The organism is Burkholderia guangdongensis, assembly GCF_013403875.1.
Taxonomy (GTDB): domain Bacteria; phylum Pseudomonadota; class Gammaproteobacteria; order Burkholderiales; family Burkholderiaceae; genus Burkholderia; species Burkholderia guangdongensis.
Genome location: NZ_JACBNX010000015.1, coordinates 108,438 through 133,234, shown reverse-complemented (window position 1 = coordinate 133,234; position 24,797 = coordinate 108,438). Strand labels below are relative to the sequence as shown.

Here is a 24,797-nt window from a genome sequence, read left to right as displayed (position 1 = left end):
GAGGCGCGATGACCCAGCCGACTCGTCCGGACGATCCGCCGGCACCGCCGCCCGCCTCTGAGCCGGGCGCTGCCGAATTCGCGACCCGCGACCCCGGCGACGCGGCGTTCTGGAACGAACGCTTCGAGCGCGGCGTGACGCCGTGGGAATTCGCGGGCGTGCCCGACGCGTTCCGCGCGTTCGTCGCGCATCATCCGCGCTGCGCGGTGCTGATCCCGGGCTGCGGCAGCGCGTACGAGGCCGCGGCGCTCGCGCAGGCCGGCTGGCCGGTGCGCGCGATCGATTTCGCCGCGCAGGCGGTCGCCGCCGCGAAGGCGCAGCTCGGCGCGCAGCACGGGAGCGTGGTCGAGCAGGCCGATTTCTTCGCGTACGAGCCGCCGTTCGCGGTGCAATGGGTGTACGAGCGCGCGTTCCTGTGCGCGTTGCCGCCGGCGCGCCGTGCGGACTACGCGGCGCGGATGGCCGCGCTGCTGCCGCCGGGCGGATTGCTTGCCGGCTTCTTCTACGTCGGCGCGACGCCGAAGGGGCCGCCGTTCGGAATCGACCGCGCGGAACTCGACGCGCTGCTCGCGCCGCATTTCGAGCTGATCGACGAGCTGCCGGTCGCCGATTCGTTGCCGGTGTTCGGGGGCCGCGAGCGCTGGCTCACGTGGCGTCGCCGTTGACGCGGCGGCGAGCGGACGCCGCTGTGACGCCGTTGCCGGCTCGCGCCGAGGTTTCGGCTATAATTCAAGGTTTTGCAAGCCGTTTCTAGTTTCTGCGGGAAAAAATCATGCCGATTTACGCCTATCGATGCGAAGCGTGCGGTTTCGCGAAGGACGTGCTCCGGAAGATCAGCGACCCACCGCTGACGCAATGCCCGGAATGCGGGAAGGATACGTTTCAAAAGCAGGTGACCGCCGCGGGCTTTCAATTGAAGGGCTCGGGCTGGTATGTCACCGATTTCCGCGGTGGCTCGGGCGGCGCGAGCGCGACGTCGAGCGCGCCGGCGGCGAACGCGTCGGGCGACGCGGCGCCGGCGGGCGGCAACACTGCAGCGCCCACGGGCGGCGACACCGCGGCACCGGCGGGCGGCAGCACTGCCGCGCCGGCGACCCCGGCCGCGCCCGCGTCCTCGTCGAGCAGTTGACGCCAGGCGGCCACGCGCCGCTTCCACCCCGCGCGCCGGCTGCGCGGCTCTTTGACGGCAGATGATGAAAAAGACGACCCTGAAATCGGTGTTTCTGACGGGCCTGCTGGTCCTCGTCCCGCTCGCGATCACGCTGTGGGTGCTCGGGCTCATCATCGGGACGATGGACCAGACGCTGCTGCTGCTGCCCGGCTCGTGGCAGCCGGAGCGGCTGCTCGGCTTCCATCTGCCCGGGATCGGCGCGGTGCTGACGCTCGCGTTCATCTTCGTCGTCGGGCTGCTGACGCAGAACTTCATCGGCCAGAAGCTCGTCACGTGGTGGAACGCGGTCGTGCGCCACATCCCGGTCGTCGGGCCGATCTACACGAGCGTCAAGCAGGTGTCGGACACGCTGCTGTCGTCGAGCGGCAACGCGTTCCGCAAGGCGCTCTTGATCGAATATCCGCGCCGCGGCTCGTATACGATCGCGTTCCTGACCGGCTCGCCCGGCGGCGACGTGCTCAATCACCTGCAGGAAGAATACGTGAGCGTCTACGTGCCGACGACGCCGAACCCGACGTCCGGCTTCTTCCTGATGCTGCCGAAAAGCGAAGTCGTCGAGCTCGACATGTCGGTCGACGCCGCGCTGAAGTACATCGTCTCGATGGGCGTCGTCGCGCCCCAGACGCCGGTTCCGGCGCCCGCCCGCCGTCCCGTCGAGCCGCCGCTGTAACCGAATTGCACATTGCCCGGGCCGCGTTGCGGCGCCCGTTGATCCAACCGAACGAAAGCAAACATCATGTCGATGCGTACTGAATACTGCGGTCTCGTGACCGAACATCTGCTGGGCCAGACCGTGTCGCTGTGCGGCTGGGTGCACCGCCGTCGCGACCACGGCGGCGTGATCTTCATCGATCTGCGCGATCGCGAGGGCCTCGTGCAGGTCGTCTGCGATCCGGATCGCGCCGAGATGTTCGCGGCCGCCGAGGGCGTGCGCAACGAGTTCTGCATTCAGGTGAAGGGCCTCGTGCGCGGCCGTCCGGAAGGCACGAAGAACGCGAACCTGAAGAGCGGCGGGATCGAGGTGCTGTGCCACGAGCTGACCGTGCTGAACGCGTCCGTCACGCCGCCGTTCCAGCTCGATGACGACAACCTGTCCGAAACGACGCGCCTCACGCACCGCGTGCTCGACCTGCGCCGTCCGCAGATGCAGCACAACCTGCGCCTGCGCTACCGCGTCGCGATCGAGGCGCGCAAGTACCTCGACGACCAGGGCTTCATCGACATCGAAACGCCGATGCTGACGAAGAGCACGCCGGAAGGCGCGCGCGACTACCTGGTGCCGTCGCGCGTGAACGCGGGCCAGTTCTTCGCGTTGCCGCAGTCGCCGCAGCTGTTCAAGCAGCTGCTGATGGTCGCGAACTTCGACCGCTACTACCAGATCACGAAGTGCTTCCGCGACGAAGACCTCCGCGCGGACCGCCAGCCGGAATTCACGCAGATCGACTGCGAGACGTCGTTTCTCGGCGAGCAGGAGATTCGCGACCTGTTCGAGGACATGATCCGTCACATCTTCAAGTCGACGATCGACGTCGAGCTCGACGCGACCTTCCCGGTGATGCCGCACTCGGAAGCGATGGCGCGCTTCGGCTCGGACAAGCCGGACCTGCGCGTGAAGCTCGAGTTCACCGAGTTGACCGACGCGATGAAGGACGTCGACTTCAAGGTGTTCAGCACGCCGGCGAACGCGAAGGACGGCCGCGTCGCGGCGCTGCGCGTGCCGAAGGGCGGCGAGCTGTCGCGCGGCGATATCGACGGCTACACCGAGTTCGTGCGCATCTACGGCGCGAAGGGCCTCGCGTGGATCAAGGTCAACGAGACGGCGAAGGGTCGTGACGGCCTGCAGAGCCCGATCGTGAAGAACCTGCACGACGCGTCGATCGCGGCGATCCTCGAGCGCACCGGCGCGCAAGACGGCGACATCATCTTCTTCGCGGCCGACCGCGCGAAGGTCGTCAACGACAGCCTGGGCGCGCTGCGCCTGAAGATCGGCCACTCGGAGTTCGGCAAGGCGAACGGCCTCGTCGAGGCGGGCTGGAAGCCGCTGTGGGTCGTCGACTTCCCGATGTTCGAATACGACGACGAGGACGCGCGCTACGTCGCCGCGCACCATCCGTTCACGAGCCCGAAGGACGAGCATCTCGAATACCTCGAGACCGACCCGGGCCGCTGCCTCGCGAAGGCGTACGACATGGTGCTGAACGGCTGGGAAATCGGCGGCGGCTCGGTGCGTATCCACCGCGAGGAAGTGCAGAGCCAGGTGTTCCGCGCGCTGAAGATCGGGCCGGAAGAGGCGCAGTCGAAGTTCGGCTTCCTGCTCGACGCGCTGCAGTACGGCGCGCCGCCGCACGGCGGGATCGCGTTCGGCCTCGACCGCATCGTCACGATGATGGCCGGCGCCGATTCGATCCGCGACGTGATCGCGTTCCCGAAGACGCAGCGTGCCCAGTGTCTGCTCACGCAGGCGCCGAGCCCGGTCGACGAGCGTCAGCTGCGCGAGCTGCACATCCGCCTGCGTCAGCCGGAGCAACCGAAGGCGTAACGCTTCGTGGCACGCGCGCGCCGCATGACATCAGCATGACGAAGCCGCCGAAAATCCCCGAATCCGTTCTCGTCGTGATCTACACGAGCGCGCTCGACGTACTCGTGATCGAACGCGCCGATCAGCCGAACTTCTGGCAGTCGGTCACCGGCTCGAAGGATACGCCCGACGAGCCGCTCGCGGTCACCGCCGCGCGCGAGGTCGCCGAGGAGACGGGCATCGTCGTCGGCACCGAAGCGGTGCCGGACGGCGCGCTCGTCGACTGGCACCACCGGATCGAATACAGCATCTATCCGCAGTACCTGCACCGCTACGCGAGCGGCGTCACGCGCAACACCGAGCACTGGTTCGGCCTGTGCGTGCCGCATCGCGTCGACGTGACGCTCGCGCCGCGCGAGCACGTCGCCTATGCGTGGCTGCCGTATCTCGAAGCGGCCGCGCGCTGCTTCTCGCCGTCGAACGCGGAGGCGATCCTGCAATTGCCGGTGCGCGCGGCGTCGAGCCGCGCATGAGCATGGACGCGCGCGAGCGCTTCGCGCAGCTTCGGCAGATGTTTCTGCAGGAGCGCGGTTCCGCGTCGCGGCTCGCGTTCACGTCGGGCAACACCGTGCGGCTGTGCGAGGGCGGCGATGCGTTCTTCGCGTCGTTGGTCGCGCGGATCGACGCGGCGCGCGAGCAGGTCGCGCTCGAAACCTATATCTTCAGCCACGACGCGGCCGGCTCGCGCGTGTCCGACGCGCTGCTGCGCGCGGCCGCGCGCGGCGTGCGCGTGCGCGTGATCACCGACGGCGTCGGCACCGAGCGGCTGCCGCTGTTCGACACGTGGGCCGCGTCCGGCATCGAGCACCACATCTACAACCGCTACCTGTTCGGCCGCTTCGGCTTTTCGCGCACGCACCGCAAGCTCGCGGTCGTCGATCGCGATCTCGCGTACTGCGGCGGCATCAACATCGTCGACGACTACGACCAGAACGGCACGACGCTGCCGTTCCCGCGCTGGGACTTCACGGTCGAGATGGCGGGGCCGGTCGCGTCGGACGTGCTCGCCGCGTTCGAGCTGCAGTGGCACCGGATCGAGTCCGGGCACAAGCCGCTCGCGCAGTACGCGGCGGGCGTTGGCGGCGACGCGTTCCCGGACACGTTCCGCCGCTGGCTGCGCAGCCATCGCTGGATCAAGGCGAGCGCGCTGCGCAGCGTGAGCGCGCCGAGCGTCGCGTTCGTCGCGCGCGACAACGTCGCGAACCGCCGCGCGATCGAGAAGGCGTACCTCGCCGCGATCGGCCGCGCGCGGCACCAGGTGCTGCTCGCGAACCCGTACTTCATGCCGGGGCGCAAGCTGCGCCGCGCGCTGTCCGGCGCCGCGCGGCGCGGCGTCGACGTGCGAATCCTGATCGGCCGCAAGGAGTTCGCCGCGCTCGACACCGCGGTGCCGTTCCTCTATCACGCGCTGCTGCGTGCGGGCGTGCGCATCGCCGAGTACGACAAGACGATCCTGCACGGCAAGGTCGCGGTGATCGACGACAACTGGGCGACCGTCGGCTCGTCGAATCTCGACGCGCTGAGCCTGATGCTGAACAACGAAGCGAACGTCGTGCTGGTGCGGCACGACGCGCTGACGAACGCGCTGCGCGATGCGATCCTCGCCGCGTTCGCCGACGGCCGCGAGATCGATCCGGCGCGCTATGCGGCGCGCCCGCTCGCCGAGCGCATGCTGAACTGGCTCGCGTACACCGTCTACCGCGCCGCGATGAAGGTGCTGACGGTCGGCAGTTACGATTAAACGCTCGCTTCACAGCGCGCCGGCCGATTCCGGGCATTCCCCGCCCACCCTTATCAGACGGGCCGCGAATCGCGCACAATAGCGGTTCGGTTAGAGGGTCGGTTAGACGCCGATATCTAATAATTTCCTTGTTTCGCCGAGCGGTCGCACTCAATAATAGTACGGCCGTTCGATTTTATTCGATCACTCCGAACGGTTACAGAAACTAGCTATGCGAAAAGGCGAACAGACGCGTGCCGCGATCCTCGATGCAGCTTTGGACCTCGCCAGCCGGGACGGGCTGGAGGGGCTGACGATCGGCCTTTTGGCCGAGCGGATGCAGATGAGCAAGAGCGGTGTGTTTGCGCACTTCGGGTCGCGCGAGGACTTGCAGGTCGAAGTCGTGCGCGAGTATCACCATCGTTTCGAAAACGAGGTGTTCTTTCCGAGCCTGCGCGAGCCGCGCGGTCTGCCGCGCCTGCGAGCGATGCTCGCGCGCTGGATCGAGAAGCGCATCCAGGAGGTGACGACCGGGTGCATCTACATCAGCGGCGCCGTCGAATACGACGACCGCGCCGCGAGCGCGGTGCGGGAGCAGTTGATCGCGAGCGTGTCGGCGTGGCGTTCCGCGCTGCTGCGCGCGATTTCGCAAGCGAAGGACGAGGGGCATCTGCGGGCGGATACCGATCCGAACCTGATGCTCTTCGAGTTGTACAGCTTCACGCTCGGCCTGCATCACGACGCGCGCTTCCTGCATCTGCCGGATGCGGTGCGTCTCACGTGGGCCGCGCTGGAAAAAACGATCGTTTCGTATCAGAGCGAGAGCCGTTAGCGGCGCGTGATCCGCGCCGCGAGCTCGAGCCGATTGCCCTATCTTTGGAGAAGAGTCATGGGACAGTACGCCGCGCCGCTGCGCGACATGCAATTCGTGTTGCACGAGCTTCTGAACGTCGAAGCCGAGCTGAAGCACATGCCGAAGCATGCGGACCTCGATGCCGACACCATCAATCAGGTGCTCGAGGAAGCGGGCAAGTTCTGCTCGGAAGTGCTGTTCCCGCTGAACCAGGTCGGCGACCGCGAAGGCTGCACGTATGCCGGCGACGGCGTCGTGACGACGCCGACGGGCTTCAAGGAGGCATACCGGCAGTTCGTCGACGCCGGCTGGCCGGCGCTCGGCTGCGATCCCGACTACGGCGGCCAGGGCCTGCCCGCGTTCGTGAACAACGCGCTGTATGAAATGCTGAACTCCGCGAACCAGGCGTGGACGATGTATCCGGGCCTGTCGCACGGCGCATACGAATGCCTGCACGCGCACGGCGCGCCGGAGCTGCAGCAGACGTATCTGCCGAAGCTCGTGACGGGCGAATGGACCGGCACGATGTGCCTGACCGAGCCGCACTGCGGCACCGACCTCGGCATCCTGCGCACGAAGGCCGAGCCGAACAGCGACGGCTCGTACTCGATTTCCGGCACGAAGATCTTCATCTCGAGCGGCGAGCACGACATGTCGCAGAACATCATCCACCTCGTGCTCGCGCGCCTGCCGGACGCGCCGCAAGGCACGAAGGGGATCTCGCTGTTCATCGTGCCGAAGTTCATTCCGGATGCGTCCGGCGAGCCGGGCGAGCGCAACGGCATCAAGTGCGGCTCGATCGAGCACAAGATGGGCATCCACGGCAACTCGACCTGCGTGATGAACCTCGACGGCGCGACGGGCTGGATGGTCGGTGAGCCGAACAAGGGCCTCAACGCGATGTTCGTGATGATGAACGCCGCGCGCCTCGGCGTCGGAATGCAGGGCCTCGGCCTCACCGAAGTCGCGTACCAGAACTCGCTGACCTACGCGAAGGAGCGCCTGCAGATGCGCTCGCTGACCGGCCCGAAGGCGCCGGACAAGCCCGCCGATCCGATCATCGTCCACCCGGACGTGCGCCGCATGCTGCTCACGCAGAAGGCGTACGCGGAAGGCGCGCGCGCGTTCACGTACTGGTCCGCGCTGCAGATCGACAAGGAGCTGTCGCACGCCGACGAAGCGGCGCGCAAGGAAGCGGCGGATCTCGTCGCGCTGCTGACGCCGATCATCAAGGCGTTCCTGACCGACAACGCGTTCGAATGCACGAACCACGCGATGCAGATCTACGGCGGCCACGGCTTCATCTCCGAGTGGGGGATGGAGCAGTACGTGCGCGACGCGCGGATCAACATGATCTACGAAGGCACGAACTCGGTGCAGTCGCTCGACCTGCTCGGCCGCAAGGTGCTCGCCGACATGGGCGCGAAGCTGAAGAAGTTCGGCAAGCTCGTCACCGATTTCGCGGAAGCTGAAGGCGTGAAGCCGGAAATGGCCGAGTTCATCAACCCGCTCGCGGACATCGGCGACAAGGTGCAGAAGCTGACGATGGAAATCGGCATGAAGGCGATGCAGAACCCGGACGAAGTCGGCGCGGCTTCGGTGCCGTACCTGCGCACGGTCGGCCATCTGGTGTTCTCGTACTTCTGGGCGCGGATGGCGCGCATCGCGCTCGACCACGAAGCGTCGGGAGATCCGTTCTACAAGTCGAAGCTCGCGACCGCGCGTTTCTACTTCGCGCGCCTGCTGCCCGAAACCGCGTCGACGATCCGCGCCGCGCGCGCCGGCTCGAAGACGATGATGGAAGTCGACGAGTCGCTGTTCTGATGCGTCGTCCGGGCCGCGCATCGGCGCGCGGTCCGGCCATCCGGTTCCCGATTCTCATTTCGCCGCGCGGTGATCGAACCGACCCGCGCCGCGCGGCTTCATCCGGAGACATCCCGTGAGCAATTTCAACATTCGCAAGGTCGCCGTGCTGGGCGCCGGCGTGATGGGCGCGCAGATCGCCGCGCACCTCATCAACGCGCGCGTGCCGGTGCTGCTGTTCGATCTGCCGGCCAAGGAAGGCCCGAAGAACGCGATCGCGCTGAAGGCGATCGAGAACCTGAAGAAGCTGTCGCCGGCGCCGTTCGGCGTGAAGGACGACGCGAAGTACATCGAGCCGGCGAACTACGAGGACGACATCGCGAAGCTCGCCGAGTGCGACGTCGTGATCGAGGCGATCGCCGAGCGGATGGACTGGAAGCACGACCTGTACAAGAAGGTCGCACCGCACATCGCGCCGAACGCGATCTTCGCGTCGAACACGTCGGGCCTGTCGATTACCAAGCTGTCCGAAGGATTCGGCGACGAGCTGAAGGCGCGCTTCTGCGGCGTGCACTTCTTCAACCCGCCGCGCTACATGCACCTGGTCGAGCTGATCCCGACCGCGCATACGCGCGGCGAGATCCTCGACCAGCTCGAGACCTTCCTGACGAGCGTCGTCGGCAAGGGCGTCGTGCGCGCGAAGGACACGCCGAACTTCATCGCGAACCGCGTCGGCATCTTCGCGTCGCTCGCGGTGATCACCGAGGCCGCGAAGTTCGGCCTGCGCTTCGACGAAGTCGACGACCTGACCGGTAGCCGCTTGGGCCGCGCGAAGTCGGCGACGTTCCGCACGGCGGACATCGTCGGCCTCGACACGCTGGCGCACGTGATCAAGACGATGCAGGACAACCTCGCCGACGATCCGTTCTACCCGGTCTACCAGACGCCCGCCGTGATCGCCGAGCTCGTGAAGCAGGGCGCGCTCGGCCAGAAGGCGGGCGGCGGCTTCTATAAGAAGGAAGGCAAGGCGTACAAGGTGCTCGACGCGACGACGCTCACCTACGTCGACGCCGGCGCGAAGGCCGACGAGACGGTCGCGCGCATCCTGAAGCGTCCGCCGGCGGAGCGCCTGAAGCTGCTGCGCGACACGAACCATCCGCACGCGCAGTTCCTGTGGGCGATCTTCCGCGACGTGTTCCACTACATCGGCGTGCATCTCGCGTCGATCGCGGACAACGCGCGCGAGGTCGATCTCGCGGTGCGCTGGGGCTTCGGCTGGAACGAAGGCCCGTTCGAGGGCTGGCAGGCGGCGGGCTGGAAGCAGGTCGCCGAATGGGTGCAGGAAGACATCGCGGCCGGCCGCGCGCTCGCGAACGTGCCGCTGCCCGCGTGGGTGCTCGAGGGCACGGTCGCCGACAAGGGCGGCGTGCATACGGCCGAAGGCTCGTGGTCGCCTGCCGCGCAGCGTTACGTGCCGCGCCTGGATCTGCCGGTCTACCGCAAGCAGGTGTTTCGCGCGCCGCTCGTCGGCGAGAACGGCGCGGATCCGAAGACGTACGGCAAGACGCTGTTCGAGACGGATTCCGTGCGCGCGTGGCTCGACGATCGCGCGGGCGAGAACGACGTCGTGATCGTGTCGTTCAAGTCGAAGATGAACACGATCGGCCCGGGCGTGATCGACGGCCTCGTGCAGGCGATCGAGCTCGCGGAGAAGGAATACACGGCGGTCGTGGTCTGGCAGCCGACGTCGCTGAAGCTCGGCACGCCGGGCGGCCCGTTCTCGGCCGGCGCGAACCTCGAGGAGGCGATGCCCGCGTTCATGATGGGCGGCGCCAAAGGCATCGAGCCGTTCGTGAAGAAGTTCCAGGACGGGATGATGCGCGTGAAGTACGCGAACGTGCCGGTCGTGTCGGCCGTGTCGGGCATCGCGCTCGGCGGCGGCTGCGAGCTGATGCTGCACAGCGCGAAGCGCGTCGTGCACGTCGAGAGCTACGTCGGCCTCGTCGAAGTCGGCGTCGGCCTCGTGCCGGCGGGCGGCGGCCTGAAGGAAGCGGCGCTGCGCGCGGCTGAAGCGGCGACGGCGGCCAACGCGACGAGCGAGATCCTGAAGTTCGTCACGAAGTCGTTCGAGAACGCGGCGATGGCGAAGGTGTCGTCGTCCGCGCACGATGCGCGCGCGATGGGCTATCTGAAGCCGACCGACACGATCGTGTTCAACGTGTTCGAGCTGCTCGACACCGCGAAAAGGCAAGCGCGCGCGCTCGCCGACGCCGGCTACCGCGCGCCGCTGAAGGCGAAGGACGTGCCGGTCGCCGGCCGCTCGGGGATCTCGACGATCAAGGCGCAGCTCGTGAACATGCGCGACGGCCGCTTCATCAGCGACCACGATTTCCTGATCGCGAGCCGGATCGCGGAAGCGGTGTGCGGCGGTGACGTCGAGGGCGGCAGCACGGTCGACGAGGAATGGCTGCTCGCGCTCGAGCGCCGCGCATTCGTCGAGCTGCTCGGCACGCAGAAGACGCAGGAACGGATCATGGGCATGTTGCAGACCGGCAAGCCGGTGCGCAACTGAGCGGGCAGACAAGGAAGGAGCTTCAAATGAGCAAACAACTGCAAGACGCATACATCGTCGCCGCCAGCCGCACGCCGATCGGCAAGGCGCCGCGCGGTGCCTTCAAGAACACGCGCCCGGACGAGCTGCTCGTGCACGCGATCCGCTCGGCGATCGCGCAGGTGCCGGATTTCGACACGAAGCTGATCGAGGACGCGATCATCGGCTGCGCGATTCCCGAGGCCGAGCAGGGCCTGAACGTCGCGCGGATGGGCGCGCTGCTCGCCGGCCTGCCGAACACGGTCGGCGGCGTGACGGTCAACCGCTTCTGCGCGTCGGGCATCACCGCGCTCGCGATGGCCGCGGACCGCATTCGCGTCGGCGAGTCGGACGCGATTCTCGCGGGCGGCTGCGAATCGATGAGCATGGTGCCGATGATGGGCAACAAGCCGTCGATGTCGCCGCACATCTTCGATCGCAACGAGGACGTCGGGATCGCGTACGGGATGGGCCTGACCGCCGAGCGCGTGGCCGAGCGATGGAAGGTGAGCCGCGAGGATCAGGACGCGTTCTCGGTCGAATCGCATCGCAAGGCGCTCGCCGCGCAGCAGGCCGGCGAGTTCAACGACGAGATCGCGCCGATCACGATCACCGAGCGCTTCCCGAACCTCGCGACCGGCCAGGTCGACGTGACAACGCGCACGCTCGCGCTCGACGAAGGCCCGCGCGCGGATACGTCGGCGGAAGGTCTCGCGAAGCTGCGCGCGGTGTTCGCGAACAAGGGCTCGGTCACGGCCGGCAACAGCTCGCAGACGTCGGACGGCGCGGGCGCGCTGCTCGTCGTGTCGGAGAAGGTGCTGAAGCAGTTCAACCTGACGCCGCTCGCGCGCTTCGTCAGCTTCGCGGTGCGCGGCGTGCCGCCGGAGATCATGGGCATCGGCCCGAAGGAAGCGATTCCGGCCGCGCTGAAGGCCGCGGGCCTGAAGCAGGACGATCTCGACTGGATCGAGCTGAACGAGGCATTCGCCGCGCAGTCGCTCGCGGTGATGCGCGACCTCGGCCTCGATCCGGCGAAGGTGAACCCGCTCGGCGGCGCGATCGCGCTCGGCCACCCGCTCGGCGCGACCGGCGCGATTCGCGCGGCGACCGTCGTGCATGGCCTGCGCCGTCGCAACCTGAAGTACGGGATGGTGACGATGTGCGTCGGCACCGGGATGGGCGCTGCAGGGATCATCGAACGTCTGTAAGCTACGTTCGGTTTGCCCGAAACGGCGGTGCACGGGCCTCGGGCTCGCGCACCGTTTTTTGCTTTTCGATGGATGCACGATACAGACACATGGAGACGCGGACGATGGACGATATTCAGGTGGAACGCGCGGGCGGCGTGATGACGATCACGCTCGCCCGCCCGGCGAAGAAGAACGCGATCACGGTCGCGATGTATCAGGCGATGGCCGACGCGCTCGGCGATGCGCAGGAAGACAAGGCGGTGCGCGCGATCCTGATTCGCGGCAGCGAGGGCAACTTCAGCGCGGGCAACGATCTCGAGGACTTCAAGAAGCACTCGTCGAAGCCGGTCGACGCCGATCGCGGCGTCTCGCCGGTGTCCCAGTTCCTCACGCAGATCAGCTCGGCGAACAAGCCGCTCGTCGCCGCGGTGCCGGGCATCGCGGTCGGCGTCGGCGTGACGATGCTGCTGCATTGCGATCTCGTCTACGCGGCCGACACCGCGAAGTTCTCGATGCCGTTCACGCAGCTCGGGCTGTGCCCGGAAGCGGCGTCGACGCTGCTGCTGCCGCGCATCGCGGGCCATCAGAACGCGGCCGAGAAGTTCCTGCTCGGCGAGCCGTTCGACGCGGCGGAAGCGCACCGGATCGGCATCGTGAACCGCGTGCTGCCGGCGGCGGAACTCGATGCGTTTGCGGCGAAGCAGGCGGCGAAGCTCGCCGCGCTGCCGGCGAAGTCGCTGCGCGTGACGAAGGCGCTGATGAAGCAGGCGGGCGATGTGTCGGTCGCCGAGCGGATGGCCGAGGAAGGCCAGCACTTCGGCGAGATGCTGCGCGCGCCGGAGGCGCGCGAGGCGATGACCGCGTTCTTCGAGAAGCGCAAGCCGGACTTCTCGCAGTTCGACTGAGCGCGGCTGGCGAGGTGCGGCGGGCTAGGTGCGGCCGGGGCTAGGTGCGGCCGGCCGGTGCTGCCGGCCAGGCGCGCCTGGCCAGGCGTTTACGCGGTCTCGTAATCGACGTAGCCGGATTCGCGGCAGAAGCTGACGAGCCGCAGCCCGGCCTGCCGCGCGATCTGGATCGCGAGCGACGACGGCGCCGAGATCGTCGCGACCATCGGAATCCCGACGCGCGCGGCCTTGCGCACGAGCTCGTAGCTCGCGCGGCTCGACAGGAACACGAAGCCGTCGGTCGTGTCCGCGCGCGCGAGCACGAGCGAGCCGATCAGCTTGTCGAGCGCGTTGTGGCGGCCGACGTCCTCGAACGCCAGCCGGATCGCGCCCGTCGCGTCGCACCATGCGGCTGCGTGCAGGCCGCCCGTGAGCCGCGTGAGCGCCTGATGCGCGGGCAGCTCGCGCGCCGCGCGTTCGAGCGCATCGGGTGCCAGCCGCGCGACGAAGCCGGTGTCGGGCACGCGCTCCGGCGCGAGGTCGAGCAGGTCGATGCTCTCGATCCCGCACACGCCGCAGCCGGTGCGCCCGGCGAGCGCGCGGCGCTTCTCCTTCAGCGCGGCGAACGCGTGCTGCAGCACATCCAGATGCACTTCCGCGTGCGGCAGAGGCGCGTCGGTGCGCAGCACCACGTCGACGTCCTTGATGTCGCTGCGGCGCTCGACGATCCCTTCCGAGATCGCGAAACCGACCGCGAACGCTTCGAGATCGCACGGCGTGCACATCATCACCGCGTGCGAGATCCCGTTGAACACGAGCGCGACCGGCCATTCCTGGCCGACGTGGTCGCGCGCGGCGTCGGTATTTGCGGCGCCGACGCGCACGCGGCGCACCGGCACTTCGATCGCGCCGCCCGGTGCGGCGATGTCAGGCGAATCCATGCAATGCCTTCCCATGCAAAACGGTTCCGTTGACGCGCAAGGGGCCGGATCGGACCACCGGCCGCGCGCGCAAGTTCTAAAATACCCGAGGCAGGCAGGCCGCGCCTGCATTCGCGAAGGCGGGTGACATCATGGGACTCAGCGACGCTCCGTTGCTATTCAATTTCGAAATCGAATCGTCGGAAGACTTCACGTACATTCCGATGATCGTGCGCTATAACCTCGACCGTTTCGGCTTGCGGATCTCGCTGGAGCAGTGGCAGATGCTGCCGCTCGAGGACCGCAAGCTGCTCGCGCGTTTCCCGGCGGACGACGACACCGCGATCGAGCCGAATTTCGATCACGCGCTGTTCGAGATGATGCGCACGCACGCGAATCTGGAGCCGAGCTGGTTCCAGCCCGACGACCGGCCCGCGTGGCGCAGCGTCGACGCGGTGCCGGAGCCGCTCGTCGAGCAGAGTGCGCTGGCCGGGCTGCCGGCGCTCGACGTCGCGCAATGGGGCCGGCTCGCGCCGTTCCAGCGCTACGTGCTGATGAAGCTGTCGCGCAAGCCGAAGCTCAATCACGATTTCCTGCCCGCGATGCGGGAGTTCGGACTCACCGCCGCGCATTGACGGACGGCCGCGCGTGGCCGAGCCGACCCGCGTCAGCCGAGCGCGTCAGCCGGCCGCGTCAGCCGAGCGCCGGCAGCGGGCGCGGCTTGCGGTTCGCGTCGGTCGCGACGTAGGTCAGCGTCGCTTCGGTGACCTTCACGGTGTCGCGCGGCAGTCGCATCCGCTGCGCGTACACCTCGACGTCGACCGTCACCGACGTGTTGCCGGTTTTCACGATCGTCGCGTAGAAGCTCAGCAGGTCGCCGACGAACACCGGTTCCTTGAACAGGAACGAATTGACCGCGACCGTCGCGACGCGGCCGTCCGCGCGGCGGCTCGCGGGAATCGCGCCGGCGATGTCGACCTGCGACATGATCCAGCCGCCGAACACATCGCCGTGGACGTTCGCGTCCGCCGGCTGGGGAACGACGCGCAGCGCCGGCTGTTTTTGCGGGAGTTCGACGTTGAGGGCGGTCATGGCGAGGGCTTTCATCCTGTAATAAAGAGGCCGGCCGCGAAAAGCCGGACGGCGCGCGCGGCCTTTTGGCCGCGGACAGCGGCCCGGACCGGCTTCTGCGACAATACGACGTCCACGAATTGTACGAGAAAGCGGCCGTGCGGGCCGGAGCCACCACCGCGTTCCGCCGCCTCGTCAGCCGCCGCTCACGTCCCACGCTCCACGCCCCAGTTCCGCCATGCGCCGATTTCCCGCTTCCGGCGAGCCCACGCCGATCCACTCCGGGCCCCGCAACGACTGGCAGACGATCCGCTCGCTGCTGCCGTACCTCGCGACCTACAAATGGCGCGTCACGTTCGCGCTCACGTGCCTGATCGGCGCGAAGGTCGCGAACCTCGGCGTGCCGGTCGTGATGAAGCGGATCGTCGACCATCTCGCGGCCGCGCAGCATCTGGTCGCGGTCGGCCGCGCCGAGCAGTCGGCCGGCATCGTGCTCGCGGGGGGGCTCGGGATGCTCGTTCTCGCGTATGCGCTGATGCGGCTGTCGACGTCGCTGTTCACCGAGCTGCGCGAGATCCTGTTCTCGAAGGTCACCGAAAGCGCGGTGCGGCGGCTCGCGCTGCAGGTGTTCCGGCATTTGCACAACCTGTCGCTGCGCTTCCATCTCGAGCGGCAGACGGGCGGGATGTCGCGCGACATCGAGCGCGGCACGCGCGGGATTCAGCAACTGATCTCGTATTCGCTGTACAGCATCCTGCCGACGCTCGTCGAGGTCGGGCTCGTGCTCGGCTTCTTCGTCGTCAAGTACGAGGCCTTTTACGCGTATGTGACCTGCGCGGCACTCGTCATCTACATCGTGTTCACCGTGAAGGTGACCGAGTGGCGCACGCACTTTCGCCGCACGATGAACGAGCTCGACTCGCGCGCGAACTCGCGGGCGATCGATTCGCTGATCAATTACGAGACGGTCAAGTATTTCGGTAACGAGGATTGGGAAGCGCAGCGCTACGACGAGAACCTGCAGCGCTACCGCAAGGCCGCGATCCGCTCGCAGCATTCGCTGTCGCTGCTGAACTTCGGGCAGCAGACGATCATCGGCACCGGGCTCGTGTTCATCCTGTGGCGCGCGACGCAAGGCGTGCTCGCCGGCAAGCTGACGCTCGGCGATCTCGTGCTGATCAACACGTTCATGCTGCAGCTGTACATTCCGCTGAATTTTCTCGGCGTGATCTATCGCGAGCTCAAGCAGGCGTTGACCGACATGGACCGGATGTTCGGGCTGCTGAGCTCCGCGAAGGAGGTCGACGACGCGCCCGGCGCGGCGCCGCTCGCGGTGGCCGGCGCGCAGGTGCGCTTCGACGGCGTGAACTTCTCGTACGAGCCGTCGCGGCCGATCCTGCACGACGTGACGTTCACGATCGACGCCGGCACGACGACGGCTGTCGTCGGCCACAGCGGATCGGGCAAGTCGACGCTGTCGCGGCTGCTGTTCCGCTTCTACGATCTCGACCGCGCGACGGGCGGCGCGATCCGCATCGACGGGCAGGACATCCGCGACGTCACGCAGGATTCGTTGCGCGCATCGATCGGCATCGTGCCGCAGGACACGGTGCTGTTCAACGATTCGATCTACTACAACATCGCGTACGGCCGGCCGAGCGCGACGCGCGACGAGGTGATCGCGGCCGCGCGCGCCGCGCACATCCACGCGTTCATCGAAAGTTTGCCGAAGGGCTATGACACGCCGGTCGGCGAGCGCGGGCTCAAGCTGTCCGGCGGCGAGAAGCAGCGCGTCGCGATCGCGCGCACGCTGTTGAAGAATCCGCCGATCCTGCTGTTCGACGAGGCGACGTCGGCGCTCGATTCGCGCTCGGAGCGCGCGATCCAGCACGAGCTCGAGCAGATCGCGCGGCACCGGACCACGCTCGTGATCGCGCACCGGCTGTCGACGGTCGTGCATGCGCAGCAGATTCTCGTGATGGACCACGGGCGGATCGTCGAGCGCGGCACGCACGACGAGCTGGTCCGCGCGGACGGGCTCTATGCGCAGATGTGGGCGCTGCAGCAGCAGCGCGCGGCGGCCGCGGGGGAGGCGGCTGAGGAGGTGTGAGCCGGGGCGCGCGGTGTCAGCGCGCGGCGCGCAACCTGCGATCGAGCTCGCTCAGCTGCTCCGGCGTGCCGACGTTTTCCCACGGCCCGTCGTACCGCTCGCCGCTCGCGCGGCCCGCTTCGATCGCCGTGCGGTAATACGGCGTCAATGCGCGGCGCGTGCCGGGCGCGAGATCGCGGAACATCCGCGTGTCGTACAGCCCGATGTTGCCGAACGTGAGCCGCTCGCCGCCCGAGCCCGCGAGCGACAGCGCGCCGTCGGCGCCGAGCGCGAAGTCGCCGGCCGGATGGAACGGCGGGTTCGGCACCATCACCAGACGCATCGCGGGTTCGGCGAGCGCGGCCATGCGCGCGGCGTGCGGCGCGAGCGCGCGGTAATCGAATTCGCAGAACACGTCGCCGCTGACCGCGACGAACACGGTCGGGCCGCGGTCCCGCTCGATCAGGCGCAGCGCCTGCGCGATCCCGCCCGCCGTTTCGAGCGCGTCGTCCTCGGCCGAGTACGCGATCCGCACGCCCCAGCGCGAACCGTCGCCGAGCGCGGCCTCGATCCGCGCGCCGAGCCACGCGTGGTTGATCACGATCGTGCCGATGCCGGCTTGCGCGAGGCGCTCGATCTGCCAGACGATCAGCGGCTTGCCGCCGGCTTCGAGCAGCGGTTTCGGGCACGTGTCGGTCAGCGGGCGCATCCGCTCGCCGCGCCCGGCCGCGAAGATCATCGCGGTGGTCAGGTGTTCGGTCATCTTCTTCAGAACTTCAGAACGTGTAGCCGACTTCGTCGGTCGTGCCTTCGAGCGCGTCGAGCAGCTTCGCGAACGGCACGAGCGGCCGGTAGCGCAGCGCGACCTTGCGCGCATAGCCGGTAAAGCGCGGCAGATCCGCGAGGTAGTGCGGCTTGCCGTCGCGGTAGTTGATCCGCGCGAACAGGCCCAGAATCTTGATGTGCCGCTGCAGCCCCATCCATTCGAGCTGCCGGTAGAACTCGCCGAAGTCCGGATCGACCGGCAGCCCGGCCTTCTTCGCCTTTTCCCAGTAGTACGCGAAGCAGTCGAGCTCGAACTCCTCGTCCCAGCTGACGAACGCGTCGCGCAGCAGCGACACGACGTCGTAGGTCAGCGGGCCGTGGACCGCGTCCTGGAAGTCGAGCACGCCCGGGTTCGGCTCGCACACCATCAGGTTGCGCGGCATGAAGTCGCGCAGCATGAAGCCCTGCGGCTGCGCGCGCGCGCTCGCGATCAGCAGCGCGAACGTGCGGTCGAGCGTGCCGCGGATCGCGTCGGTCACCGGCTTGCCGAGATGGCGGCCGATGTACCACTCCGGCAACAGCTCCATCTCGCGGCGCAGGAACGCTTCGTCGAACTCGGGCAGCACGCCCGGCGCGGACGCGAGCTGGAAGCGGATCAGCGCGTCGAGCGCGTCGCGCATCAGCGGCCGCGCGGCGGCCGGATCGGCCGGGTCGAGCACCGAGATGTACGGCGTGCGGCCGAGATCGGTGACGAGCATGAAGCCGGCGTCGAAGTCGTGCTCGAGCACCTGCGGCACGTGCACGCCCGCGTCCGCGAGCAGCGTCGCGACCTGCACGAACTCGCGGCACTTCTCGGGCGGCGGCGCGTCGACCGCGATCAGCGAGCCGCCCGGCCCGGCGGCCGACGCGACGCGGAAGTAGCGGCGGAAGCTCGCGTCGGCGGAGGCGGGCGCGAGGGTCGCGGGATCGAGCGCATGGCGCTCGGCGAGCGGGCGAAGCCACGCGGCGAGCGCGTCGAGACGGGGATCGGCGGAAGCGGCGGCCGATGCGGTGGCCGAAGCGGCGGTCGAAGCAGCGGTCGAAGAAGCGGCGGATGGGGGCGTCATGAAACTCGGGGGAGGGAGGAACGTCTTGCCATATAATACCCCACGACTTTTTTGACGCGTCCCGTGTCAGCTCCGCCGGCGCAGGCCCGCCGCCTGCCGCGCCGTGCGCCCGATCGCTTCCCGCTGGTATGCGCCACGCCGCAGTCACGGTTCGATTGCGTGGGCGCGCGATGCGCGCGCCCGGGTTGACGCGCCGCGATTGCCGAACGATAGATGCCGCCCAAACCGCTATTCCCGACTGTTTCTCCTGGCGACCCGGCGCCGCGCAGACGGCGGCTCGCCGCCGCGCTGCTCGCCGTGCCCGGCTTCGTGCCGGTGGCCGCGCACGCGCAGTTGTCGGGCGCGGCCGCGCAGCCGCAGTCGCTCGACTCGTCGCCGTGGGATCTGCGTCTTGCCCCGCAGCTCGACGATCATCCGGCGAAGAACGGCGCCAAGCCGGCCGCGTTCGTGATCGCCGACCACGCGAACGGCACCGCCGACCAGGATCTCGCCGCGAAGGGCTCGGCCGAGCTCCGCCGCGGCAACGCGATCGTCAAGGGCGACGCGATCCACTACGACCAGGACACCGACACCGCCGACGCCTATGGCCAGGTCCGCGTGATCAACGGCGGCGCGTCGTTCGCGGGCCCCGAGGCGCACCTGAAGGTCGAGGCGAACCAGGGTTACATGACCGCGCCGAAGTACCACTTCACGCTGACGGGCGGGTCGGGCAGCGCGGAGCGCGTCGAACTGCTCGACAGCGAGCGTTCGACGTTCATCAACGGCACCTATACCGCGTGCCGGTGCGAAAGCGATCCGGCGTGGTACATCAAGGGCAGCCGCTTCGATTTCGACACCGGCGCCGACGAGGGCGTCGCGCGCAACGGCGTGCTGTTCTTCGAGGGCGTGCCGATCTTCGCCAGCCCGTGGCTGACGTTCCCGCTGTCGGGCGACCGGCGCAGCGGCTTCCTGCCGCCGACGTTCTCGGTGAACTCGAACAACGGCTTCGAGCTGTCGCTGCCGTACTACTTCAACATCGCGCCGAACCGCGACCTGACGATCACGCCGCGGATCATCTCGAAGCGCGGCCTGCAGACGCAGGCGACGTTCCGCTACCTGTCGCCGACGTATTCGGGCACGTTCACCGGCGAATACCTGCCGCACGACGCGCTCGCGAAACGCGACCGCTACGCGATCTACTGGCAGCACCAGCAGAACTTCGGCAACGGCTTCGCCGGCTACGTTTACTACAACAAGGTCTCGGACAACACGTATCCGGAAGACCTGTCGTCCGTGTCGAACCAGTTCCTGAACGGCACGCAGACGCTCTATCAGCAGGAAGCCGGCCTCACGTACAACAACGGCCCGTGGTCGGTGCTCGCGCGCTACCAGCACTGGCAGACGCTGCCGCCGTCGGTCGCGCCGTACGGCCGCGAGCCGCAGCTGAACGTGAAGTACACGAAGTATGACGTCGGCGGCTTCGACTTCGGCGCGGAAGCCGACTACTCGCGCTTCCGCGTCACGTCGTCCGACATGACGCAGGGCGACCGCGTCCTGTTCAACCCGTACGTGTCGTACGGCGTGTACGGCCCCGGTTACTTCATCGTGCCGAAGCTGCAGTACCACCTGGGCGCGTACGACCTGAGCACGCTGTCGTCGAGCACGCCGAACAATCCGAAGAACTTCACCGAGTCGGTGCCGACCGCGAGCCTCGACACGGGCCTGATCTTCGACCGCTCGGTGCGCCTGTTCGGCCAGGACTTCATCCAGACGCTCGAGCCGCGGCTGTACTACGTGTACACGCCGTACCGGAACCAGTCGGCCGCGCCGCTGTTCGACACCGCCCAGTCCGACTTCGGGATGGCGGAGATCTTCCAGCCGAACACGTTCGTCGGCAATGACCGGATCGCCGACGCGAACCGCCTGACCGCCGCGCTGACGACGCGCTTCATCAACCCGGAGACGGGCGACGAGCGCGCGCGCTTCCTGATCGCGCAACAGTACTATTTCAGCGATCAGCGCGTGACGCTGCAGCCCGGCGAGGCGGTGTCGCAGGCGCAGCACTCGGACCTGATCCTCGGCGCGTCGGTGAAGCTCGGCCCGGGCTTCGCGTCCGAGACGGCGTTCCAGTACAACATGGACAACAACCAGCTCGTGAAGTCGAGCGTCGGTTTCGGCTATAGTCCGGGCGCGCGCCAGGTGATCAACGTCGCGTACCGCTACACGCGCGCGACCGCGACGCCCGACGGCCTGCCGATCAACCAGTTCCTCGTGTCCGCGCAGTGGCCGCTGTCGCGGCGCCTGTACGCGGTCGGCCGCTTCAACTACGATCTCGCCGGCAATCGCGTGGTCGACGGCCTGCTCGGCTTACAATACGACGCTGACTGCTGGGCGCTCGGGGTCGGTATCCAGCGATACGCGAACGGCGTGAACACGTCGGGGCAGCAGACTTCGTCGACCCGGTTCATGGCGCAGCTGACGCTCAAGGGCCTGTCGAGCGTCGATAACGGCCTCGTGGCGGCGTTCCGCGCCGGGGTGCCGGGCTACACGCCGCTGCCGCCCGCGTCGCCGCCGCTGTCGCGCTTCAGTAACTACGAGTAACGCCCAAGACGTCTGCCCGAGCGGTGGCAGGCGGCGCCGGCACCGGATCAGCCCGATTTCAATGGAGTATCAGTGGCAATGAAGAAAACCCTTCGCTTCGCGGCGATCGCGTCCAGTATCGCCGCGTCCGCCGTGCTGCTCGCCGCCACGCCCGCCGCCGCGCAGGCGCTCGGCTCGCAGGGCGCGTCGCTCGCCGACCAGGTCGTCGCCGTCGTGAACAACGACGTGATCACGGGCCGCGAGCTCGACGAGCGCGTCGGCCTGATCGCGCGCCGCCTGCAGCAGCAGAAGGCGCCGGTGCCGCCGATGGACCAGCTCCGCGCGCAGGTGCTGAACCAGATGGTGCTGGAGCGCATCCAGGTGCAGAAGGCCAAGGACGACGGGATCACGGTCGACGACGCGGCCGTGCAGACGACGCTGCAGCGCCTCGCGCAGGCGAACAACATGACGCTCGACCAGTACCGCGCGCGGCTCGAGGCCGAAGGGGTGCCGTGGAGCGTGTTCAAGAGCGATGCGCGTACCGAGCTCACGCTGTCGAAGCTGCGCGAGCGCGAGGTCGACAGCAAGATCACCGTGTCGGACGCCGAGGTCGCGAGCTACATCGCGAGCCAGCGCGGGCCGAACGCGTCGCAGCAGCAGGATCTGCACTTCGAGCACATCTTCCTGAAGGCGCTGACGAACGCGTCGGAGACCGACATCGAGGCCGCGCAGAAGAAGGCCGACGCGCTGTTGAAGCAGGCGCTCGGCGGCGCGAACTTCGAGCGGCTCGCGAAGGAGAACTCCGAAGCCGACGACGCGAAGAAGGGCGGCGATCTCGGCTACAAATCGCCGGACGCGCTGCCGCCGGACGTCGTCGACGCCGCCGCGAAGCTGCGCCCGGGCCAGGTCAACCCGACGCTGATCCGCGTGCCGGACGGCTTCGAGATCGTGCGTCTCGTCGACCGCCGCGCGAGCCAGGGCACGTCGGCCGCCGCGCCGAAGATCGTGCAGACGCACGTGCGACACATCCTGCTGCGCGTCGGCGAAGGCAAGTCCGAAGGGCAGGCGCGCCAGCAGCTCGCCGACATCCGCAACCAGATCGAGGCGGGCGGCGATTTCGCGAAGTTCGCGCGTACGTACTCGCAGGACGGCTCCGCGTCGCAGGGCGGCGATCTCGGCTGGATCAGCCCGGGCGAGACCGTGCCGGAATTCGAGCGCGCGATGAACAACCTGCAGGACGGCCAGATCAGCCAGCCGATTCGTACCGAATACGGCTATCACCTGATCCAGGTGATCGGCCGCCGCGACGCGCAAGGCTCGGTCCAGCAGCAGATGGACATCGCGCGTCAGGCGATCGGCCAGCGCAAGGCCGAGCAGGCCTATGCGGACTGGCTGCGCGAGCTGCGCGATTCGTCGTATGTGCAGTACAAGCTCGGCGGCCTGGACCAGCAGTCGGGCGCGAACTGAACGGCGCGGCGATGACCTCGTCCGCGCGCGCGTTGCAGATCGCGATCACGACCGGCGAGCCGGCCGGCGTCGGCCCGGAGCTGACCGTGCAGGCGCTCGCCGATGCGGCGACGCGCTGGCCGGACGCGCGCTTCACGGTGCTCGGCGACGCGCGGCTCGTCGAGCAACGCGCGGCCGCGGTCGGCGCCGACTGGGCGCGGCTCGTCGCAAGCGGGCAGGTCGTGCTCGCCGAGCGCGCGCTCGCCGCGCCCGCGCAGGCCGGCCGGCTCGACGCCGCGAACGGCCGCTACGTGCTCGCGCTGCTCGATGCGGCGATCGATGGTGCGCTCGCCGGCGAGTTCGACGCGATCGTCACCGCGCCGCTGCAGAAAAGCACGATCAATGATGCCGGCGTGCCGTTCACCGGTCACACCGAATATCTGGCCGAGCGCACGCACACGCCGCGCGTCGTGATGATGCTCGCGGGCACCGGCGCGAAGCCGCTGCGCGTCGCGCTCGCGACCACGCACCTGCCGCTGAAGGACGTGTCAGCCGCGCTGAGCGTCGACGGGCTCGTCGATACGCTGCGGATCATCGACCGCGACTTGCGCCGCGATTTCGGCCTGGCCGCGCCGCGCATTCTCGTGACGGGGCTCAACCCGCACGCGGGCGAGAACGGCTACCTCGGCCGCGAGGAGATCGACGTGATTTCGCCGGCGCTCGCGCGCGCGAGTGCGCAGGGAATCGACGCGCGCGGCCCGTATCCGGCCGACACGCTGTTCCAGCCGCGCTATCTGGCCGACGCGGATTGCGTGCTCGCGATGTTCCACGATCAGGGGCTGCCGGTTCTCAAGTACGCGACGTTCGGCGAGGGCATCAACGTGACGCTCGGGCTGCCGATCATTCGCACGTCGGTCGATCACGGCACCGCGCTCGATCTCGCGGGCACCGGCCGCGCGGATCCGGGCAGCATGATCGCCGCGCTCGATACCGCGGTCACGATGGCGCGTCACCGCCGCGCGTCGGCCTGACGCGGCCCCGACCTCACTTCACCTTCCATCGCCGATGTCGAACAGCAGACAGCATCAAGGCCATTTCGCGCGCAAGCGCTTTGGGCAGAACTTCCTCGTCGATCACGGCGTGATCCACTCGATCGTCGACGCGATCGGCCCCGCGCGCGGGCAGCGGATGGTCGAGATCGGCCCCGGGCTCGGCGCGCTGACCGAGCCGCTGATCGCGCGGCTCGCGACGCCGGAATCGCCGCTGCATGCGGTCGAGCTCGACCGCGACCTGATCGGCCGGCTCGAGAAGCGCTTCGGCCCGCTGCTCGAACTACACGCGGGCGACGCGCTCGCGTTCGACTTCCGCTCGCTCGCGGTGGCCGGCGACGCGCCGTCGCTGCGGATCGTCGGCAACCTGCCGTATAACATCTCGAGCCCGCTGCTGTTCCATCTGATGACGTGCGCGGAGGTCGTCGTCGACCAGCACTTCATGCTGCAGAACGAGGTCGTCGAGCGGATGATCGCCGAGCCGGGCTCGAAGGCGTTCTCGCGGCTGTCGGTGATGCTGCAGTACCGCTACGTGATGGACAAGCTGATCGACGTGCCGCCCGAGTCGTTCCAGCCGCCGCCGAAGGTCGATTCGGCGATCGTGCGGATGATTCCGTACGCGCCGCACGAGCTGCCCGACGTCGATCCGGCCGTGCTCGGCGAAGTCGCGACGGCCGCGTTCTCGCAGCGCCGCAAGATGCTGCGCAACACGCTCGGCGACTATCGCGAGATCGTCGATTTCGACGCGCTCGACTTCGATCTCGCGCGCCGCGCGGAGGACGTTTCCGTCGCCGAATACGTCGCCGTCGCGCAGACGCTCGCCGCGAAGCGCGCGGCCGGGTGAGCGGGCGGACGAGCGGCGCGGAAACTTTCTTACGCCGCCTTTCGGCGCATACGTGATACGTTTGCCCTGTTGCTTGACGACGAGGTGATGAGATCGGATTGTCTTGCGCCGCCAGAGGCAAACGTTTGCTTCTGGCGGTGGCACGATGGGCCGGTTTGT

Annotated in this window: 21 protein-coding genes; 17 read left to right on the top strand and 4 right to left on the bottom strand. The window is 68.2% G+C overall.

The window, feature by feature from the left end:
* The first annotated feature begins 8 nt into the window (after positions 1-8).
* The 11 genes from HZI36_RS15725 (at position 9) to HZI36_RS15675 (ending at position 12,810) form a co-directional block, all read left to right on the top strand.
* Positions 9-665 (top strand): methyltransferase, encoded by a 657-nt coding sequence (locus HZI36_RS15725; protein WP_179403572.1) that lies wholly within the window; start codon positions 9-11, stop codon positions 663-665.
* A gap of 107 nt (positions 666-772) precedes the next feature.
* The gene (locus tag HZI36_RS15720) at positions 773-1,129 is read left to right on the top strand and encodes an FmdB family zinc ribbon protein (RefSeq protein WP_179403571.1); all 357 of its coding nucleotides are present in this window, start codon (positions 773-775) and stop codon (positions 1,127-1,129) included.
* 61 nt (positions 1,130-1,190) lie between these two features.
* The gene (locus HZI36_RS15715) at positions 1,191-1,841 is read left to right on the top strand and encodes a DUF502 domain-containing protein (protein ID WP_179403570.1); all 651 of its coding nucleotides are present in this window, start codon (positions 1,191-1,193) and stop codon (positions 1,839-1,841) included.
* 66 nt (positions 1,842-1,907) lie between these two features.
* A complete protein-coding gene (gene aspS / locus HZI36_RS15710) occupies positions 1,908-3,710 on the top strand; it encodes an aspartate--tRNA ligase (protein ID WP_179403569.1) in 1,803 nt (600 codons plus the stop codon).
* 35 nt (positions 3,711-3,745) lie between these two features.
* Complete coding sequence (nudB, locus tag HZI36_RS15705; protein ID WP_179403568.1) at positions 3,746-4,222, top strand: dihydroneopterin triphosphate diphosphatase; 477 nt, start codon at positions 3,746-3,748, stop codon at positions 4,220-4,222.
* The gene (clsB, locus tag HZI36_RS15700; RefSeq protein ID WP_179403567.1) at positions 4,219-5,490 is read left to right on the top strand and encodes a cardiolipin synthase ClsB; all 1,272 of its coding nucleotides are present in this window, start codon (positions 4,219-4,221) and stop codon (positions 5,488-5,490) included. Before nudB ends, clsB begins: the two co-directional genes overlap by 4 nt.
* Positions 5,491-5,701: 211 nt before the next feature.
* Complete coding sequence (locus HZI36_RS15695; RefSeq protein WP_179403566.1) at positions 5,702-6,301, top strand: TetR/AcrR family transcriptional regulator; 600 nt, start codon at positions 5,702-5,704, stop codon at positions 6,299-6,301.
* Between the two features lie 57 nt (positions 6,302-6,358).
* Positions 6,359-8,146, top strand: coding sequence for an acyl-CoA dehydrogenase C-terminal domain-containing protein (locus tag HZI36_RS15690; protein ID WP_179403565.1), 1,788 nt, complete (start codon positions 6,359-6,361; stop codon positions 8,144-8,146).
* Positions 8,147-8,261: 115 nt separating this feature from the next.
* Positions 8,262-10,697: a 3-hydroxyacyl-CoA dehydrogenase NAD-binding domain-containing protein gene (locus HZI36_RS15685; RefSeq protein ID WP_179403564.1), complete on the top strand. Its 2,436-nt coding sequence runs from the start codon at positions 8,262-8,264 to the stop codon at positions 10,695-10,697.
* A gap of 26 nt (positions 10,698-10,723) precedes the next feature.
* Complete coding sequence (locus HZI36_RS15680) at positions 10,724-11,923, top strand: acetyl-CoA C-acyltransferase (protein WP_179403563.1); 1,200 nt, start codon at positions 10,724-10,726, stop codon at positions 11,921-11,923.
* Between the two features lie 104 nt (positions 11,924-12,027).
* Entirely contained in the window at positions 12,028-12,810 is a 783-nt protein-coding gene (locus HZI36_RS15675; RefSeq protein WP_179403562.1) for an enoyl-CoA hydratase, read from the top strand.
* 89 nt (positions 12,811-12,899) lie between these two features.
* Here the strand turns inward: HZI36_RS15675 and fdhD are convergent, their stop codons facing one another.
* On the bottom strand, positions 12,900-13,730 hold the full coding sequence (gene fdhD, locus HZI36_RS15670) for a formate dehydrogenase accessory sulfurtransferase FdhD (RefSeq protein ID WP_179403561.1): 831 nt from the start codon (positions 13,728-13,730) through the stop codon (positions 12,900-12,902).
* Positions 13,731-13,861: 131 nt separating this feature from the next.
* Here fdhD and HZI36_RS15665 point away from each other — a divergent pair, with 131 nt between their 5' ends.
* Complete coding sequence (locus HZI36_RS15665) at positions 13,862-14,344, top strand: nitrate reductase associated protein (RefSeq protein ID WP_179403560.1); 483 nt, start codon at positions 13,862-13,864, stop codon at positions 14,342-14,344.
* Positions 14,345-14,402: 58 nt separating this feature from the next.
* On the opposite strand, the gene HZI36_RS15660 is transcribed toward HZI36_RS15665, so the two are convergent.
* Positions 14,403-14,816, bottom strand: a complete 414-nt coding sequence (locus HZI36_RS15660) for an acyl-CoA thioesterase (protein WP_425485246.1) — start codon at positions 14,814-14,816, stop codon at positions 14,403-14,405.
* Positions 14,817-15,018: 202 nt separating this feature from the next.
* Here HZI36_RS15660 and HZI36_RS15655 point away from each other — a divergent pair, with 202 nt between their 5' ends.
* Positions 15,019-16,890: an ABCB family ABC transporter ATP-binding protein/permease gene (locus HZI36_RS15655; RefSeq protein WP_179403558.1), complete on the top strand. Its 1,872-nt coding sequence runs from the start codon at positions 15,019-15,021 to the stop codon at positions 16,888-16,890.
* 16 nt (positions 16,891-16,906) lie between these two features.
* Here the strand turns inward: HZI36_RS15655 and murU are convergent, their stop codons facing one another.
* Both murU and HZI36_RS15645 read right to left on the bottom strand, forming a co-directional pair.
* The gene (gene murU / locus HZI36_RS15650; protein ID WP_179403557.1) at positions 16,907-17,632 is read right to left on the bottom strand and encodes an N-acetylmuramate alpha-1-phosphate uridylyltransferase MurU; all 726 of its coding nucleotides are present in this window, start codon (positions 17,630-17,632) and stop codon (positions 16,907-16,909) included.
* Between the two features lie 13 nt (positions 17,633-17,645).
* The gene (locus HZI36_RS15645; RefSeq protein WP_179403556.1) at positions 17,646-18,740 is read right to left on the bottom strand and encodes an aminoglycoside phosphotransferase family protein; all 1,095 of its coding nucleotides are present in this window, start codon (positions 18,738-18,740) and stop codon (positions 17,646-17,648) included.
* A 213-nt stretch (positions 18,741-18,953) separates the two neighbouring features.
* Between HZI36_RS15645 and HZI36_RS15640 the strand changes: the two genes are divergently transcribed.
* The 4 genes from HZI36_RS15640 (at position 18,954) to rsmA (ending at position 24,638) form a co-directional block, all read left to right on the top strand.
* Entirely contained in the window at positions 18,954-21,320 is a 2,367-nt protein-coding gene (locus tag HZI36_RS15640) for an LPS-assembly protein LptD (protein ID WP_179403555.1), read from the top strand.
* A gap of 78 nt (positions 21,321-21,398) precedes the next feature.
* Entirely contained in the window at positions 21,399-22,766 is a 1,368-nt protein-coding gene (locus HZI36_RS15635) for a peptidylprolyl isomerase (RefSeq protein WP_179403554.1), read from the top strand.
* An 11-nt stretch (positions 22,767-22,777) separates the two neighbouring features.
* Positions 22,778-23,776 carry a 4-hydroxythreonine-4-phosphate dehydrogenase PdxA gene (gene pdxA / locus HZI36_RS15630; protein WP_179403553.1) on the top strand — a complete coding sequence of 333 codons (999 nt, stop codon included), beginning with the start codon at positions 22,778-22,780 and terminating at the stop codon, positions 23,774-23,776.
* A gap of 34 nt (positions 23,777-23,810) precedes the next feature.
* Positions 23,811-24,638 carry a 16S rRNA (adenine(1518)-N(6)/adenine(1519)-N(6))-dimethyltransferase RsmA gene (gene rsmA, locus HZI36_RS15625; RefSeq protein WP_179403552.1) on the top strand — a complete coding sequence of 276 codons (828 nt, stop codon included), beginning with the start codon at positions 23,811-23,813 and terminating at the stop codon, positions 24,636-24,638.
* Positions 24,639-24,797 lie beyond the last annotated feature (159 nt).